Origin of the sequence: Kurthia sp. YJT4 (assembly GCF_030219945.1) — a bacterium.
GTDB classification, from domain to species: Bacteria; Bacillota; Bacilli; order Bacillales_A; family Planococcaceae; genus Kurthia; species Kurthia gibsonii.
On sequence record NZ_CP126689.1, the window covers coordinates 2,972,298 to 2,987,612 of the forward strand.

Annotated in this window: 15 protein-coding genes and 1 other annotated feature; all 15 genes read right to left on the reverse strand. The window is 38.7% G+C overall.

The window, feature by feature from the left end; genetic code table 11:
- Positions 1-26: 26 nt before the first annotated feature.
- Positions 27-497 carry a 30S ribosomal protein S7 gene (gene rpsG, locus QN089_RS14915; RefSeq protein WP_066790941.1) on the reverse strand — a complete coding sequence of 157 codons (471 nt, stop codon included), beginning with the start codon at positions 495-497 and terminating at the stop codon, positions 27-29.
- 37 nt (positions 498-534) lie between these two features.
- Entirely contained in the window at positions 535-954 is a 420-nt protein-coding gene (gene rpsL, locus QN089_RS14920; protein ID WP_068450113.1) for a 30S ribosomal protein S12, read from the reverse strand.
- 448 nt (positions 955-1,402) lie between these two features.
- Positions 1,403-5,002: a DNA-directed RNA polymerase subunit beta' gene (rpoC, locus tag QN089_RS14925; protein WP_068450111.1), complete on the reverse strand. Its 3,600-nt coding sequence runs from the start codon at positions 5,000-5,002 to the stop codon at positions 1,403-1,405.
- A gap of 128 nt (positions 5,003-5,130) precedes the next feature.
- Positions 5,131-8,691 carry a DNA-directed RNA polymerase subunit beta gene (gene rpoB / locus QN089_RS14930; RefSeq protein ID WP_068450108.1) on the reverse strand — a complete coding sequence of 1,187 codons (3,561 nt, stop codon included), beginning with the start codon at positions 8,689-8,691 and terminating at the stop codon, positions 5,131-5,133.
- 245 nt (positions 8,692-8,936) lie between these two features.
- Positions 8,937-9,536, reverse strand: coding sequence for a class I SAM-dependent methyltransferase (locus tag QN089_RS14935; RefSeq protein ID WP_285215623.1), 600 nt, complete (start codon positions 9,534-9,536; stop codon positions 8,937-8,939).
- An 82-nt stretch (positions 9,537-9,618) separates the two neighbouring features.
- Entirely contained in the window at positions 9,619-9,978 is a 360-nt protein-coding gene (gene rplL, locus QN089_RS14940; protein WP_068450104.1) for a 50S ribosomal protein L7/L12, read from the reverse strand.
- 77 nt (positions 9,979-10,055) lie between these two features.
- Complete coding sequence (rplJ, locus tag QN089_RS14945; RefSeq protein WP_068450102.1) at positions 10,056-10,556, reverse strand: 50S ribosomal protein L10; 501 nt, start codon at positions 10,554-10,556, stop codon at positions 10,056-10,058.
- 34 nt (positions 10,557-10,590) lie between these two features.
- Positions 10,591-10,739 (reverse strand) — a sequence feature (ribosomal protein L10 leader region).
- Between the two features lie 46 nt (positions 10,740-10,785).
- The gene (gene rplA / locus QN089_RS14950; RefSeq protein WP_068450100.1) at positions 10,786-11,481 is read right to left on the reverse strand and encodes a 50S ribosomal protein L1; all 696 of its coding nucleotides are present in this window, start codon (positions 11,479-11,481) and stop codon (positions 10,786-10,788) included.
- Positions 11,482-11,605: 124 nt separating this feature from the next.
- The gene (rplK, locus tag QN089_RS14955) at positions 11,606-12,031 is read right to left on the reverse strand and encodes a 50S ribosomal protein L11 (RefSeq protein ID WP_068450098.1); all 426 of its coding nucleotides are present in this window, start codon (positions 12,029-12,031) and stop codon (positions 11,606-11,608) included.
- Between the two features lie 167 nt (positions 12,032-12,198).
- Positions 12,199-12,732 carry a transcription termination/antitermination protein NusG gene (nusG, locus tag QN089_RS14960; protein ID WP_285215624.1) on the reverse strand — a complete coding sequence of 178 codons (534 nt, stop codon included), beginning with the start codon at positions 12,730-12,732 and terminating at the stop codon, positions 12,199-12,201.
- 97 nt (positions 12,733-12,829) lie between these two features.
- On the reverse strand, positions 12,830-13,015 hold the full coding sequence (gene secE / locus QN089_RS14965; RefSeq protein WP_068450094.1) for a preprotein translocase subunit SecE: 186 nt from the start codon (positions 13,013-13,015) through the stop codon (positions 12,830-12,832).
- A 34-nt stretch (positions 13,016-13,049) separates the two neighbouring features.
- On the reverse strand, positions 13,050-13,217 hold the full coding sequence (gene rpmG, locus QN089_RS14970) for a 50S ribosomal protein L33 (RefSeq protein WP_255314689.1): 168 nt from the start codon (positions 13,215-13,217) through the stop codon (positions 13,050-13,052).
- A gap of 47 nt (positions 13,218-13,264) precedes the next feature.
- Positions 13,265-13,903: an RNA polymerase sporulation sigma factor SigH gene (sigH, locus tag QN089_RS14975; protein WP_373863103.1), complete on the reverse strand. Its 639-nt coding sequence runs from the start codon at positions 13,901-13,903 to the stop codon at positions 13,265-13,267.
- A gap of 73 nt (positions 13,904-13,976) precedes the next feature.
- Positions 13,977-14,486: an NYN domain-containing protein gene (locus tag QN089_RS14980; protein ID WP_068450092.1), complete on the reverse strand. Its 510-nt coding sequence runs from the start codon at positions 14,484-14,486 to the stop codon at positions 13,977-13,979.
- Between the two features lie 10 nt (positions 14,487-14,496).
- Positions 14,497-15,222, reverse strand: coding sequence for a 23S rRNA (guanosine(2251)-2'-O)-methyltransferase RlmB (gene rlmB / locus QN089_RS14985; protein ID WP_285216442.1), 726 nt, complete (start codon positions 15,220-15,222; stop codon positions 14,497-14,499).
- Positions 15,223-15,315 lie beyond the last annotated feature (93 nt).

Genomic DNA, 15,315 nt, shown 5'->3' on the forward strand with positions numbered 1-15,315 from the left:
CATAATGGATTAAGATATTTTTAATATTACCAACGGTAGTGAGCGAACGCTTTGTTTGCTTCTGCCATTTTGTGCATATCTTCGCGTTTTTTAACTGACGCACCAGTGTTGTTAGAAGCGTCTAAAATTTCGTTAGCAAGACGTTCTTCCATTGTTTTTTCGCCACGAAGACGAGAGTAGTTTACTAGGTAACGAAGACCAAGAGTTGTACGACGTTCTGGACGTACTTCTACTGGTACTTGGTAGTTAGCACCACCAACACGACGAGCGCGTACTTCAAGTACAGGCATTACGTTGTTAAGTGCAGCATCAAATACTTCTAGTGGATCTTGACCTGAGCGTTCTTTTACTAATTCGAAAGCTCCGTATAAGATTTTTTGAGAAGTACCTCTTTTACCATCTACCATCATTTTATTGATTAAACGAGTTACTAGTTTTGAATTATAAATTGGATCTGGTAACACGTCACGTTTGGAAACAGGACCTTTACGAGGCATGTGTTTTCCTCCTTTCAGCTATATAGCTCAATGTAAATTATTTTTTCTCTTTAGGTTTTTTAGCACCGTATAATGAACGTGATTGCATACGTCCTTGTACAGCAGCAGTATCAAGCGCACCACGTACGATGTGGTAACGAACACCAGGTAAATCCTTTACGCGTCCGCCACGGATAAGAACAACACTGTGCTCTTGTAAGTTGTGGCCTTCACCAGGGATATAAGCGTTAACTTCGATTTGGTTAGTTAAACGCACACGAGCGTACTTACGTAACGCTGAGTTAGGTTTTTTAGGTGTCATTGTACCAACACGTGTACAAACACCACGTTTTTGTGGTGAGTTAACGTTTGTTAACGCTTTGTCAAAGCTGTTATAGCCTTTGTTTAGTGCTGGTGAGTTTGATTTCTTACTTTTGGATTGACGAGGCTTACGTACTAATTGGTTAATTGTAGGCATCGATTCTTCCTCCTCTCATTGATTGTGTTTTAAATCCACACATCCAGGTGGTTCATTTTAGGGTAAAAAACAAAGCTTTCGCATGATCAGTGCAAAAACTACCATCAATACTAATATCGCTTGCCACATGTTCAAATAATAAAATTCTCTACTAGCTTAGCTGCCAGTTCAAATGCAACGGGAACACCAATATATGTGCTACTAGTCGCACCGCATGCGTGGCCATTCGATCGTATACATTTAGAGGTTCATTATCCTCATACATGACCAACAAATATTAACTATTGTTCGTTTTAAACCAGACTGTTGATTTTTCCGTGAGAAAATTTTCATATCCTCCGAAATGATAGACAGACAACTATCAACCTAAAATATATTATCATTCTCGAAACAACGTGTCAACCCAAAATAAAAAATCGAGGGAGAAATCTCCCTCGATTTTCATCAGTTATTCAGCAGAAACTGCTTCTTCTGATTTTTGCTCGTCTTCACCAGCAATTTGGATTTGACGGTAGCGTTGCATACCTGTACCAGCAGGAATCAACTTACCAAGGATAACGTTCTCTTTAAGTCCTAATAACTCATCGCGTTTTCCTTTGATTGCAGCATCTGTAAGAACACGAGTTGTTTCTTGGAATGATGCAGCAGATAAGAATGATTCTGTTTCAAGTGATGCTTTTGTAATACCAAGAATCACTGGTGTACATGTAGCAGGTAGTTTACCTTCTTTAAGAACAGTTTTATTTGCATCATAGAATTGGTGAACATCTAGAAGTGAACCAGGTAATAAATCAGTATCACCAGCTTCGATTACGCGTACTTTGCGTAGCATTTGACGAACCATTACTTCAATGTGTTTATCGCCAATTTCTACCCCTTGCATACGGTAAACTTTTTGTACTTCTTTTAATAGATATTCTTCTACAGTTGAAACATCTGTTACTTTGATTAATTGTTTTGGATCAATTGAACCCTCTGTTAATACTTGACCATGAACAACTTCATCGTTTACTTGTACTTTTAAACGTGCATTGTATGGTGCTAAATATTTACGTGATTCAATTGGGCTTGTTACCGTAATTTCTTTTTGACCTTCACGAATTTCCTCAATATCAGAAACAACACCAGTGATTTCACTGATTACTGCTTGACCTTTTGGATTACGTGCTTCAAAAATCTCTTGGATACGAGGAAGACCTTGTGTGATATCGGCACCGGCAACCCCACCAGTATGGAATGTACGCATTGTTAACTGTGTACCTGGCTCACCGATTGATTGAGCTGCGATTGTACCAACCGCTTCACCCACTTCAACTTTATCTCCTGTAGCTAAGTTCATACCGTAACATTTTTTACATACGCCGTGACGTGTGTTACATGTAAATGCAGAACGAATTGTAACTTCTTCGATTCCAGCATCAATAATTACGCGAGCTAACTCTTGCGTAATTAATTCGTTACGCGCAACGATTACTTCTTCTGTTTCTGGGTGACGAATTGTTTTCTTCGCATAACGACCGATAATACGCTCGTCTAATGCTTCGATAATTTCAGAACCCTCTTTTAATGAAGTAATTGTTAAACCACGGTCAGTACCGCAATCATCTTCACGTACGATTACATCTTGCGCTACGTCAACTAGACGACGAGTAAGGTAACCTGAATCGGCTGTTTTAAGTGCTGTATCGGCAAGACCTTTACGCGCACCATGAGTCGAGATGAAGTACTCTAATACTGTTAAACCTTCACGGAATGATGATTTGATTGGTAACTCGATGATACGACCAGATGGGTTTGCCATCAGACCACGCATACCAGCTAACTGTGTAAAGTTAGATGCGTTACCACGGGCACCAGAGTCACTCATCATGAAGATTGGGTTTTCAGCTGGTAAAGATTTCATCAGACGTGCTTGAATTTCGTCTTTTGCAGCACCCCAGAATGAAATAACGCGATCATAACGCTCTTCTTCTGTGATTAAACCACGACGGAATTGTTTTTGTACTTTATCTACTTGTTCTTGCGCATGATGTAAAATTTCACCTTTGTCTGGTAATACGATGATATCTGAGATACCGATTGAAATACCAGCTTTAGTAGAATATTTGAAACCTAAGTCTTTCATACGGTCTAACATAACAGATGTTTCTGTAATATGATAACGTGCAAAGACTTCCGCAATAACATTACCTAAGAATTTCTTTGTAAATGGTTTTACTACGTCTGTATTTTCGAAGTATTCTTTTACATTTGTATTCGTTGGTAAGAAGAAGTGATCTGGTGTTTCTAATAAGTTATCATTTGATGGTTCATTAATGAACGGGAAGTTCTCATCAAGAATTTCGTTGAAAATAATTTTACCAACAGTTGTAACTAATAGTTTACCATTCTGTTCTTCTGTAAATGTTTTATTATTTAAAGATGATGCTTTAATTGCTACACGTGTATGCAGATGTACTTCAGTGTTTTGGTAAGCTACCATTACTTCTTCAGCATCTGTAAATACTGTACCTTCACCAGGTGCACCTTTACGTTCTAAAGTTAGGTAGTAGTTACCTAATACCATATCTTGAGAAGGCGTTACAACTGGCTTACCATCTTTAGGGTTCAAGATGTTTTGAGCAGCTAACATTAATAGACGAGCTTCTGCTTGCGCTTCTGCTGAAAGTGGTACATGGACCGCCATTTGGTCACCGTCGAAGTCAGCATTGTAAGCTGTACATACTAACGGATGAAGACGAATCGCTTTACCTTCAATTAATGTTGGTTCGAATGCTTGGATACCTAAACGGTGAAGCGTTGGTGCTCGGTTTAGTAATACTGGGTGCTCGCGAATGATTTCTTCTAAAACATCCCATACATCTTCATGCATACGTTCAATTTTACGTTTTGCAGATTTAATGTTGTGCGCTAAACCACGCTCAACTAATTCTTTCATTAGGAAAGGTTTGAATAGCTCGATTGCCATACCTTTTGGTAAACCACATTGGTACATTTTTAAAGATGGACCAACTACGATTACTGAACGACCAGAGTAGTCAACACGTTTACCAAGTAAGTTTTGACGGAAACGACCTTGTTTACCTTTTAACATATGTGAAAGTGATTTTAATGGACGGTTACCAGGACCTGTAACAGGACGGCCACGACGACCATTATCGATTAATGCATCTACCGCTTCTTGTAACATACGTTTTTCGTTTTGTACGATGATGCCAGGAGCACCAAGGTCTAATAAACGTTTTAAACGGTTGTTACGGTTGATTACACGACGATATAAATCGTTTAAATCTGAAGTCGCAAAACGACCACCATCAAGTTGTACCATTGGACGTAATTCTGGTGGAATTACAGGTAGTACATCTAAAATCATCCATTCAGGACGGTTACCTGAGTGACGGAACGATTCAACTACTTCAAGACGTTTAATCGCACGTGTACGGCGTTGACCTTGAGCAGTTTTTAATTCTTCTTTTAACATTTCTGTTTCTTTATCAAGGTCGATTTCACGTAAAAGGTCTTTAATCGCTTCAGCACCCATTGATGCTTTGAATGTTGAACCGAACTTTTCACGATAAGCACGATACTCTTTTTCAGAAAGTAATTGTTTTTTCTCTAAAGGTGTATCAGCTGAATCGATTACTACGTAAGAAGCAAAGTAGATAACTTCTTCTAGTGCACGAGGTGACATGTCTAAAATTAGACCCATACGAGATGGAATACCTTTAAAGTACCAAATGTGTGATACAGATGCTGCTAATTCGATGTGACCCATACGTTCACGACGAACTTTAGCACGTGTTACTTCTACGCCACAACGGTCACAAACTACGCCTTTATAACGAACGCGTTTGTATTTACCACAATGACATTCCCAGTCCTTTGTAGGTCCGAAAATACGCTCACAGAATAAACCATCTTTTTCTGGTTTTAGTGTGCGGTAGTTGATTGTTTCAGGTTTTTTTACTTCTCCATAAGACCATGAGCGGATTTTATCTGGTGAAGCTAAACCGATTTTCATATACTCAAAATTATTAACGTCTATCAAGGAGCCTACCTCCCTTTATTCTGAAGTCTATTTGACTTATAAATTAGCTCGACGATTGATTTTTATAGATAAATTGGAATTAGGACAAGCCCAAAAAGAGCCTGTCCATCTTCCACAAAAATACTCGATTAATCTTCTTGTACAGTCGCTGATGCTTCTGCATTTTCATCATTTGGAAGAATGTTTAATGCGTTATTTGATGTGTTTTCTTCTTCATCATCTAAGTCGCGTAGTTCAATTTCTTCGTCATTGATGTTTAACATTTTCACATCTAAACCTAAAGATTGTAACTCTTTAATTAATACTTTGAATGATTCTGGAACGCCTGGTTCTGGAACCGGATCGCCTTTTACGATTGCTTCGTATGTTTTCACGCGACCAACAACGTCATCTGATTTAACAGTTAAGATTTCTTGAAGTGTGTGCGCAGCACCATATGCTTCAAGAGCCCAAACTTCCATCTCACCAAAACGTTGTCCACCGAATTGCGCTTTACCACCAAGTGGTTGTTGCGTAACAAGTGAGTAAGGTCCTGTTGAACGTGCGTGAAGTTTATCGTCAACCATGTGCGCAAGTTTGATCATGTACATAACCCCAACTGATACGCGGTTGTCTAATGGTTCACCTGAGCGACCATCATAAAGAACTGTTTTACCATCACGGTTCATACCAGCTTCTTCCATCACTTTCCATACATCTTCATCTGACGCACCATCGAATACTGGTGTAGCCATGTGAACACCTAAGTAACGAGCAGCCATACCTAAATGAAGCTCTAATACTTGTCCGATATTCATACGAGATGGTACCCCAAGTGGGTTAAGCATGATATCGACTGGTGTACCGTCTGGTAAGAATGGCATATCTTCTTCTGGAAGGATACGCGAGATAACCCCTTTGTTACCATGTCGTCCGGCCATTTTGTCACCAACGCGAATTTTACGTTTTTGAACAATGTAAACACGAACTAATTGGTTAACACCTGGAGATAATTCGTCGCCATCTTCACGGTTGAAGACTTTAACATCAAGTACGATACCACCGGCACCATGTGGTACACGAAGTGATGTATCACGTACTTCACGTGCTTTTTCACCGAAGATTGCATGTAATAGACGTTCTTCAGCAGTTAATTCTGTTACACCTTTTGGCGTTACTTTACCTACTAAAATATCACCGTCATTTACTTCAGCACCGATACGAATAATACCACGTTCGTCAAGGTTACGAAGTGCTTCTTCTCCGACATTTGGAATGTCACGAGTGATTTCTTCAGGCCCTAGCTTTGTATCACGTGCTTCTGATTCATATTCTTCGATATGAACTGAAGTGTATACATCTTCTTTAACTAGGCGTTCATTCATGATGACAGCATCCTCATAGTTATAACCATTCCAAGTCATGAAGGCTACAACTACGTTACGACCTAATGCAAGTTCACCTTTTTCCATTGATGGACCGTCAGCAAGAATATCGCGTGGTTTTACGCGCTCGCCTACGCTCACAAGTGGACGTTGGTTATAACTTGTACCTTGGTTTGAACGAACGAATTTTTGTAGTTTATATTTAGTTAAATCTCCTTGAACCTCTTTACCGTCTACAACTTCAATACGGCGTACGTGGATTGAACGAGCTTCTACATGTTCTACAATACCAGCATATTTCGCTACTACTGCAGCACCAGAATCACGTGCATCTACGTGTTCCATACCAGTTCCAACGAATGGAGCTTCAGGGTTTAATAAAGGAACAGCTTGTCGTTGCATGTTGGCACCCATTAGAGCACGGTTTGAGTCATCGTTTTCTAAGAATGGGATACATGCTGTCGCAGCAGATACTACTTGTTTAGGAGATACGTCCATGTAGTCAATTGTTTCACGCTTGAAAACAGAGTTATCTCCACGGAAACGACCTACCACTTCACTCTCTACGAATGTACCATCTGGATTTAATGGTGAGTTCGCTTGAGCTACTACATAGTTATCTTCCTCATCTGCTGTTAAGTAATCGATATGCGCAGTTACAGCACCCGTTTCAGGATCGACACGACGATATGGCGTTTCGATGAAACCAAATGGATTAACTTTTGCATAAGAAGATAGTGAGTTGATTAAACCAATGTTCGGTCCCTCAGGAGTTTCAATCGGACACATACGGCCATAGTGAGAATAGTGAACGTCACGTACTTCAAAGCCAGCACGTTCACGTGTTAAACCACCAGGTCCTAATGCAGATAGACGACGTTTGTGCGTTAATTCTGCAAGTGGGTTTGTTTGGTCCATGAATTGAGATAATTGAGAACTACCAAAGAATTCTTTAATAGACGCAATTACTGGACGAATATTGATTAATTGTTGTGGCACGATTGATTCAGTATCATTGATTGACATACGTTCACGTACAACACGTTCCATACGAGATAAACCGATACGGAATTGGTTTTGCAGTAACTCACCTACAGAACGTAGACGACGGTTACCTAAGTGATCGATATCATCTGTATCACCGATACCATATAATAAATTAAAGAAGTAAGATACTGAAGCAACAACATCTGCTGGTGTTAAGTGTTTTACTTCATCATCAACATATGCATTACTAATAACTTTAATTTCTTTTTGAGCTTCGTCATTCGGCGCGAAGATTTTTACTTCTTGTACTAATACGTCGCCTTCGATTACGCCACCCACTTTAGAAAGTGTTTTGAAACCAACACCATTCTCAAGGTTTGGAATAATTTTGTCTAGGACACGACGATCAATTAATGTGCCTTTTTCAACTAAAATTTCGCCTGTTTCTGGATCTACCAGTGTTTCAGCGATTGTTTGGTTGAATAAACGATTTTTAATGTGAAGCTTTTTGTTCATTTTATAACGACCTACAGCTGCTAAATCATAGCGTTTTGGGTCGAAGAAACGAGAATACAATAAGTTTTTCGCACTTTCTACTGTTGGTGGTTCACCAGGACGTAGACGCTCATAAATTTCTAGAAGCGCTTTTTCTGTGCTTTCTGTATTATCTTTTTCTAATGTATTACGCAAGTACTCGTTATCACCGATTAAATCGATGATTTCTTGGTCTGAAGCGAAACCTAATGCACGTAAAAGTACTGTTACTGGTAATTTACGTGTACGGTCGATACGAACATGTACTACATCTTTCGCATCTGTTTCATATTCAAGCCATGCACCACGGTTAGGAATCACTGTAGCTCCGAAACCTTTTTTACCGTTTTTATCAGTTTTATCGTGGTAGTATACACTTGGTGATCTTACTAATTGGGAAACGATAACGCGTTCTGCACCGTTAATAATGAAAGTACCTGTTTCAGTCATTAATGGGAAATCACCCATGAATACTTCTTGTTCTTTCACGTCTCCAGTTTCTTTGTTATGCAAACGTACTTTCACACGCAATGGCGCGGCAAAAGTTGCGTCGCGTTGTTTACATTCATCGACATCATATTTTGGTTCCCCAAGACTGTAATCGACAAACTCTAGTGATAAATTCCCTGTGAAGTCTTCAATCGGTGAAATATCGCGGAACATTTCACGTAATCCTTCTTCTAGGAACCACTCGTTAGATGCGGTTTGAATCTCAATAAGATTCGGAAGTTCCAGCACCTCTTTAATACGCGCGAAGCTTCTACGCTGGCGGTGTTGTCCGTACTGAACTAGTTGACCTGTCAACTCATTCACCCCTCATAAAGCGATAATAGGTCTTTCAAAATCTTTACACATCGTGTATGATTTGAAAGACAAAAAAGAAAACGAGTTCATATAATTTAGAGCTCATTCTCGTTTAACCAAACTTAAAAAATTGCTGACTTTTTACCTTGAACGATAAAAAGACATACCTATGCAATTTAAATATTTTTGCATTTTCTTATAATATCATAGCCAATTTGTCAAGTCAATCTTTTATTGTTGACAAATTATTTAACAGCTCTGATAATCCAATAACCTTTGACCTTATCAACAACTTCTACCAAACGGAACTTTTCAGCTAAATGATCCATCGTCGAAGGGGCTCCTTGCTTCTTTTGAATTACAATCCACAGCTCGCCTTCTTCTCTTAGCACATCATACGCTTGGTCGTAAAAACGAAAAATCGTTTTCTTTCCTGCGCGGATTGGCGGGTTTGTCAAAACAGCAGCGACTTGATCTGTTTTCACAGATGAAAGTGCGTCACTCTCATAAATCTGCACATTTTGTACTCCGTTATTTTCCGCATTTCTCTCAGCTAAACTTAATGCCCGATCATTCACGTCCATCATATGAACTATGCGATCCGGATAACTTTTAGCAATCGACAACCCTATCGGCCCATAACCACAACCTACATCTAAAATATCTCCAGAAACACTCGGTAATTCAAAGCAGTCGATTAACACACGGGATCCAAAATCTACTTCGCTTTTACTAAACACGCCTGCGTCAGTTTCAAAAGAAAATGTAAAACCTCTTAATGTGAAATTCCACTTTCTTGGTTTGCTTTCTACATGCGGGTTTTTTGAATAATAATGTTCTGACATGTTTCGCCCTCCTTCACATAAAATGAAGAAAAGCTCGTCAATAAGTATATTGACGAGCTTTTGTTAATCAATAGAAAATTAATTACTTAACTTCTACGTTTGCGCCAACTTCTTCAAGTTTAGCTTTGATTTCTTCAGCTTCTTCTTTAGATACGCCTTCTTTAAGAGCTTTAGGAGCGTTATCTACAACTTCTTTAGCTTCTTTAAGACCTAAACCAGTGATTTCACGAACCACTTTGATTACTTTAATTTTAGATTCACCAGCAGATGCTAATACAACATCAAATTCTGATTTTTCTTCAGCAGCACCAGCAGCGCCACCAGCAACAGCTACAGGAGCTGCAGCAGTTACACCGAATTCTTCTTCGATTGCTTTTACTAAGTCATTTAATTCTAAAACTGTCATCTCTTTGATTGCAGCTAAGATTTGTTCTTGGTTCATTATGAGTTCCTCCTATTTGGAATCTAATTTTTTATTTTTTTTGTGCATATTACTATGCGATGAAGATCAACTTGCTATTAAGCGCCTTGTTCTTCTTTTTGGTCTGCAACAGCTTTTGTTGCAAGCGCGAAGTTGCGCATTGGTGCTTGTAGAACTGATAAAAGCATAGATAATAGACCTTCGCGTGATGGAAGTTCTGCAAGTGCTTTGATTTCTTCAGCAGAAGCCACAGCGCCTTCGATTAAACCAGCTTTAATTTCAAGTTGTTCGTTTTCTTTCGCGAAGTTGTTGATAATACGGGCTGGAGCGATTACATCTTCAGTTGAGAATGCAATAGCGTTAGGGCCTGTTAATGCAGAATTTAAATCAGCATGACCAACTTCTTCAGTAGCACGGCGAACTAAAGTATTTTTGTATACTTTGAATTCAACACCAGCTTCGCGTAATTGTTTACGTAATTCAGTTACTTGTGCAACTGTAAGACCACGGTAGTCAACTACTACTACTGACGCTGCGCTTTTGAATTTCTCAGCGATTTCTTGAACAACAGTTTGTTTCATTTCAACTGCTTTGCTCATGATTGGACACCTCCTATAAGAATGGGTCACTTATACCGACAAAAGAAAAGCCCCTCATCAATAAAATAGAGAGGGGCGGAAATTCATCATCATTAAAGAGTCTGAGTTCCTTTGCCCTCGGTAGGATCATTAAGTAGTCAATTAAGCTACCCCTACTGTCTATGGTACAAATGGATAATTCACAACGTTGTTTATTTTAACAATAGAACAGTACATTGTCAATGTGAAATTATTTTGCTAAAGAAAGAGAGTCAATTTTGATTGATGGTCCCATTGTAGTTGTTACGTGAACAGACTTCATGTAAACACCTTTAGCAGTTGCAGGTTTAGCTTTTGTGATTACATCAACGATTGTTTGGATGTTTTCAGCTAATTTGTCAGCTTCGAATGAAACTTTACCTACTGGTGCGTGTACGATACCAGCTTTGTCAGCACGGTATTCAACTTTACCAGCTTTGATTTCGTTAACAGCTTTAGTTACGTCGAAAGTAACTGTACCTGTTTTAGGGTTTGGCATTAAACCTTTAGGTCCTAATACACGACCAAGTTTACCAACTTCACCCATCATGTCTGGAGTCGCAACGATTACGTCGAAATCGAACCAGCCACCTTGGATTTTTTGGATGTACTCAGCATCGCCTACGTAGTCAGCGCCAGCAGCTTCTGCTTCTTTGATTTTTTCACCTTTAGCGAATACTAAAACTTTTTGAGTTTTACCAGTACCGTTTGGTAGTACTACTGCACCACGGATTTGTTGGTCGTTTTTACGAGTATCGATGTTTAAGTTGAAAGCAACTTCTACAGTTGCATCAAAGTTTACAGCGCTTGTGCTTTTTGCTAACTCAGCAGCTTCTGCTACTGTGTATAGTTTATTTTTATCTACTAGCTTAGCAGCTTCTTGTAGTTTTTTACCTTTTTTAGCCATTATAATTTCCTCCTTGATTGTGGTTGTAGCGGAATAAACCTCCCACGAATAAAGGCTGCGAGTTTCAATCTTGTGAAACTGTCGCAACCTCCAAAAAACAAAACTTCTCTATCAAGTAATGGGATTAGTCTTCGATGACAATACCCATGCTACGTGCAGTACCTTCTACCATTAACATAGCAGCTTCTACAGAACCTGCGTTTAAGTCTGGCATTTTTGTTTCAGCGATTTCGCGAACTTTATCGCGTTTCACTGTAGCTACTTTAACACGGTTTGGTTCACCTGAACCGGATTTAATACCAGCTGCTACTTTAAGTAACACTGCTGCCGGCGGAGTTTTTGTAATGAATGTGAATGAACGATCCTCAAATACAGAAATCTCTACTGGAATGATTAAACCTGCTTGGTCTTGTGTACGAGCATTGAATTCTTTACAGAATCCCATGATGTTAACACCTGCTTGACCTAGTGCAGGACCTACTGGTGGAGCTGGATTTGCTTTACCAGCTTCAATTTGAAGTTTTACAACTTTTACAACTTTTTTAGCCACGAGACACACCTCCTTAAGTCCGTGATGTGGTCAAAGGGTTTCCCCTCCCACTCAATATCTGTCTGTCGGCTTATTCCGATAACATTAAAAATTACGGTAGTCATACATTACAGTCTGACCTTTGAAATGATAACACTTTTATGTTTTTGTGGCAAGTTCAAAAGTGATTAAACTTTTAAAAATTGTGCAAAATCTAGTTCCATAACCGTTTCACGGCCGAACATATCAACATTTACTTTAATTTTTTGTTTATCAGCATCAATTTCTTCAACCACACCTTGGAAGTGTGCGAAAGGTCCTTCTTTCACTTCTACTAAGTCGCCTACTGCGAAATCTAGTTCTACAGTTGGTGAGTTCGCTTCCATTTGCGCAAGGATGACTTCTACTTCTTCTGGTAATAATGGAGTTGGCTTAACACCGCCACCTGATGAACCGATAAATCCTGTTACACCTGGTGTATTACGTACTACATACCAAGCATCGTCTGTCATAATTAACTCGACAAGAACGTAACCTGGGAATGTTTTACGCATATATGTTTTTTTCTTACCATCTTTTACTTCTGTTTCTTGTTCTTCTGGGATGATTACGCGGAAAATTTTATCCGACATTCCCATTGTTTCGATACGTTTTTCGAGATTTAACTTTACTTTATTCTCGTAACCTGAATACGTATGAACAACATACCAATTCTTCTCCATAATTGTCTGGACGCGTGGTCCATTCCCTCCTTTTTTAAGGCAAATGAAAAAACCCGTACACATTACGGGCTCTTTCACAAATCATAACATTTTTCGTCTATAAATCCAAATACATACGGAATAATTTTGAGATTCCTAAGTCCACTAGCATAAAGAATACTGCCATAAAGATTAATGTAGAAATTACAACAAGTGTATATTTACTAAGCTCTTTACGTTTCGGCCAGCTTGTTTTTCGCATCTCAGATAGGACGTTTTTGAAAAACTGCTTTAACTTTGCCATCTAACCTAACCTCCGAATAAATCTTATATAAATGCTATCGTGTCTGCTTATGTAATGTGTGTTCATTACAAGTTGAGCAGAATTTTTTTAACTCCATGCGTTTTGAAAGATCTTTTGGGGCCGGTAAATGATAATTACGAGCGCCACATTTTTCACAACATAAAACGATTTTGTTTGCCATTGTCATCACCTTTTTAGGCATTGTTCTGTTAAAAGACTAACACTTTACAATCTTTTCTGTCAACTAGCTCATATATTCAAAATATGATGTTCTAACTTGCGCTTAATACGTTGTAAAGCATTATCAATCGACTTCACTTCTTTTTTCAGTGCTAATGACATCTCTTGATATGTACAATCATCTAAATAGAGAGCCAATACTTGTTTTTCAAACGCACTAAGCACATCTTTTATTTGCGATTCCATGTAATGGACTCGTTCTTTACTCACCATCACTTCTTGCGGATCATCTTGTTCATTCGTCGACAAAATATCTAACAATGTATTCACTTGTTCATCATCATTAATCGGCTTATCAAGCGAAACAGAAGAATTCAAAGGAATATGTTTTTGACGCGTCGCTGTTTTGATTGCTGTGATAATTTGACGTGTGATACATAGTTCCGCAAAAACTTTAAATGTTACTTGCTTATCTTCGTTAAAATCTCGAATCCCTTTATATAGACCAATCATGCCTTCTTGCACAATATCTTCTCGGTCAGCTCCTATTAAAAAATAAGATCCTGCTTTATGTCGAACAATGTTTTTATACTTTGTAATCAAAAAATCTAGCGCATCACTATCGCCCTCACGAGAACGAACGACTAACTGCTCATCTGTAAGGGTTTTAAACCGTTGTTGCTTTTCTTGTAATTGATCAGTTATCAAAGTATCACCCCAATTTATGCTCCCTGCATAGTTAGACCTAGTATAACGTAACTAACAATATTTATCCATATACCTAAAATTTTCCTCTACGCATTTTTTCAAGCGCTTCATGTACTTCTTCTGACATATTTAGTGGACGCACAGGTTTTTCTTTCAGCGTTTGTCGTACTTTTTCTTCAATACCTTTTTGAGCAGTTTGAACATCGATTTCAAATTCACGCGCTGATTTTCTTAATGCACCATTACCAAAAATGACATTTTGTTCAGCCATATCATTTGTGGCTACATAAACTTTTGTTCGACGTGACATTAACTCATTCGATAATTTTTCAATACGAGCATCTGCTGTTTCTTTTGATTTTGTAAAAATAACTTCGACTTCGTGTTTTTTCAGTTTGGTCGCATTCCCTGGGACAAGGTATGCATCGAAAACGACGATTACTTTCATGCCTGAATACGCTTGGTAATCTGCCATCATTTCAATTAAACGATCACGTGCTTCAATTAGTCCATGCTTTTTTAATTCTTGTAGCTCTTTCCAAGCTCCGATGATGTTATACCCATCTACCAACATAATATCCATAGGCAATCACTTATAATTCGTGACGCTTACGGTACACTTCATACATCAATAATGATGCAGCTACCGAGGCGTTTAATGACGTAACATGTCCAACCATTGGTAAATTGTAAAGGAAGTCACACTTCTCTTTTAATACTCGACTCATTCCTTTGCCCTCACTACCGATAATGATGGCAAGAGGTAATGTTGCATCCATGCGACGATAATCTTCAGAACCTTTTGCATCTGTCCCAGCAATCCATACACCACGCTCTTTTAATTCATCAACGATTTGCGATAAATTACCGACACGTACTGTTGGAATGTACTCAATTGCACCAGTTGAAGCTTTTGCGACCACTGCTGTTAAAGCAACTGAGCGACGTTTTGGAATGATGATGCCATGTGCACCAACAGCATCTGCTGTACGCATAATTGAACCTAAATTATGCGGGTCTTCTAATTCATCTAAAATTAAAATAAATGGATCTTCACCACGTTCTTCAGCAACCGCAAAAATATCATTTAATTCCGCATAATTATATGCAGCTACTGATGCAACAACACCTTGATGGTTTTCAGAAGTTAGACCGTCGACTTTTTGTTTTGGTACAAATTGTACAACAATTCCACGTTCTTTTGCCAATTCAAGTAGTTCTGCAATCCCTGCTTTTTTTACACCTTCTGCTATCCAAATTTTATTAATATCGCGTGTCGCGCGCAATGCTTCTAATACAGGGTTTTTACCTGCAATCATTTCTTTATCTTTTTGTTCTACCTCGACAACTTCTACGATTTCTTTTGGCTCTTCGTATGGTCTTCTTGTATGTTTTTTAGGTTTGCGACCATC

What these genes read in the sequence shown, in the direction of transcription:
- rpsG (WP_066790941.1), bottom strand. Translation starts at nt 497, where the DNA reads ATGCCTCGTAAAGGTCCTGTTTCCAAACGTGACGTGTTACCAGATCCA.
- rpsL (WP_068450113.1), bottom strand. Translation starts at nt 954, where the DNA reads ATGCCTACAATTAACCAATTAGTACGTAAGCCTCGTCAATCCAAAAGT.
- QN089_RS14935 (WP_285215623.1), bottom strand. Translation starts at nt 9,536, where the DNA reads ATGTCAGAACATTATTATTCAAAAAACCCGCATGTAGAAAGCAAACCA.
- rplL (WP_068450104.1), bottom strand. Translation starts at nt 9,978, where the DNA reads ATGAACCAAGAACAAATCTTAGCTGCAATCAAAGAGATGACAGTTTTA.
- rplJ (WP_068450102.1), bottom strand. Translation starts at nt 10,556, where the DNA reads ATGAGCAAAGCAGTTGAAATGAAACAAACTGTTGTTCAAGAAATCGCT.
- rplA (WP_068450100.1), bottom strand. Translation starts at nt 11,481, where the DNA reads ATGGCTAAAAAAGGTAAAAAACTACAAGAAGCTGCTAAGCTAGTAGAT.
- nusG (WP_285215624.1), bottom strand. Translation starts at nt 12,732, where the DNA reads ATGGAGAAGAATTGGTATGTTGTTCATACGTATTCAGGTTACGAGAAT.
- secE (WP_068450094.1), bottom strand. Translation starts at nt 13,015, where the DNA reads ATGGCAAAGTTAAAGCAGTTTTTCAAAAACGTCCTATCTGAGATGCGA.
- rpmG (WP_255314689.1), bottom strand. Translation starts at nt 13,217, where the DNA reads ATGCCTAAAAAGGTGATGACAATGGCAAACAAAATCGTTTTATGTTGT.
- QN089_RS14980 (WP_068450092.1), bottom strand. Translation starts at nt 14,486, where the DNA reads ATGGATATTATGTTGGTAGATGGGTATAACATCATCGGAGCTTGGAAA.
- rlmB (WP_285216442.1), bottom strand. Translation starts at nt 15,222, where the DNA reads ATGATTGCAGGTAAAAACCCTGTATTAGAAGCATTGCGCGCGACACGC.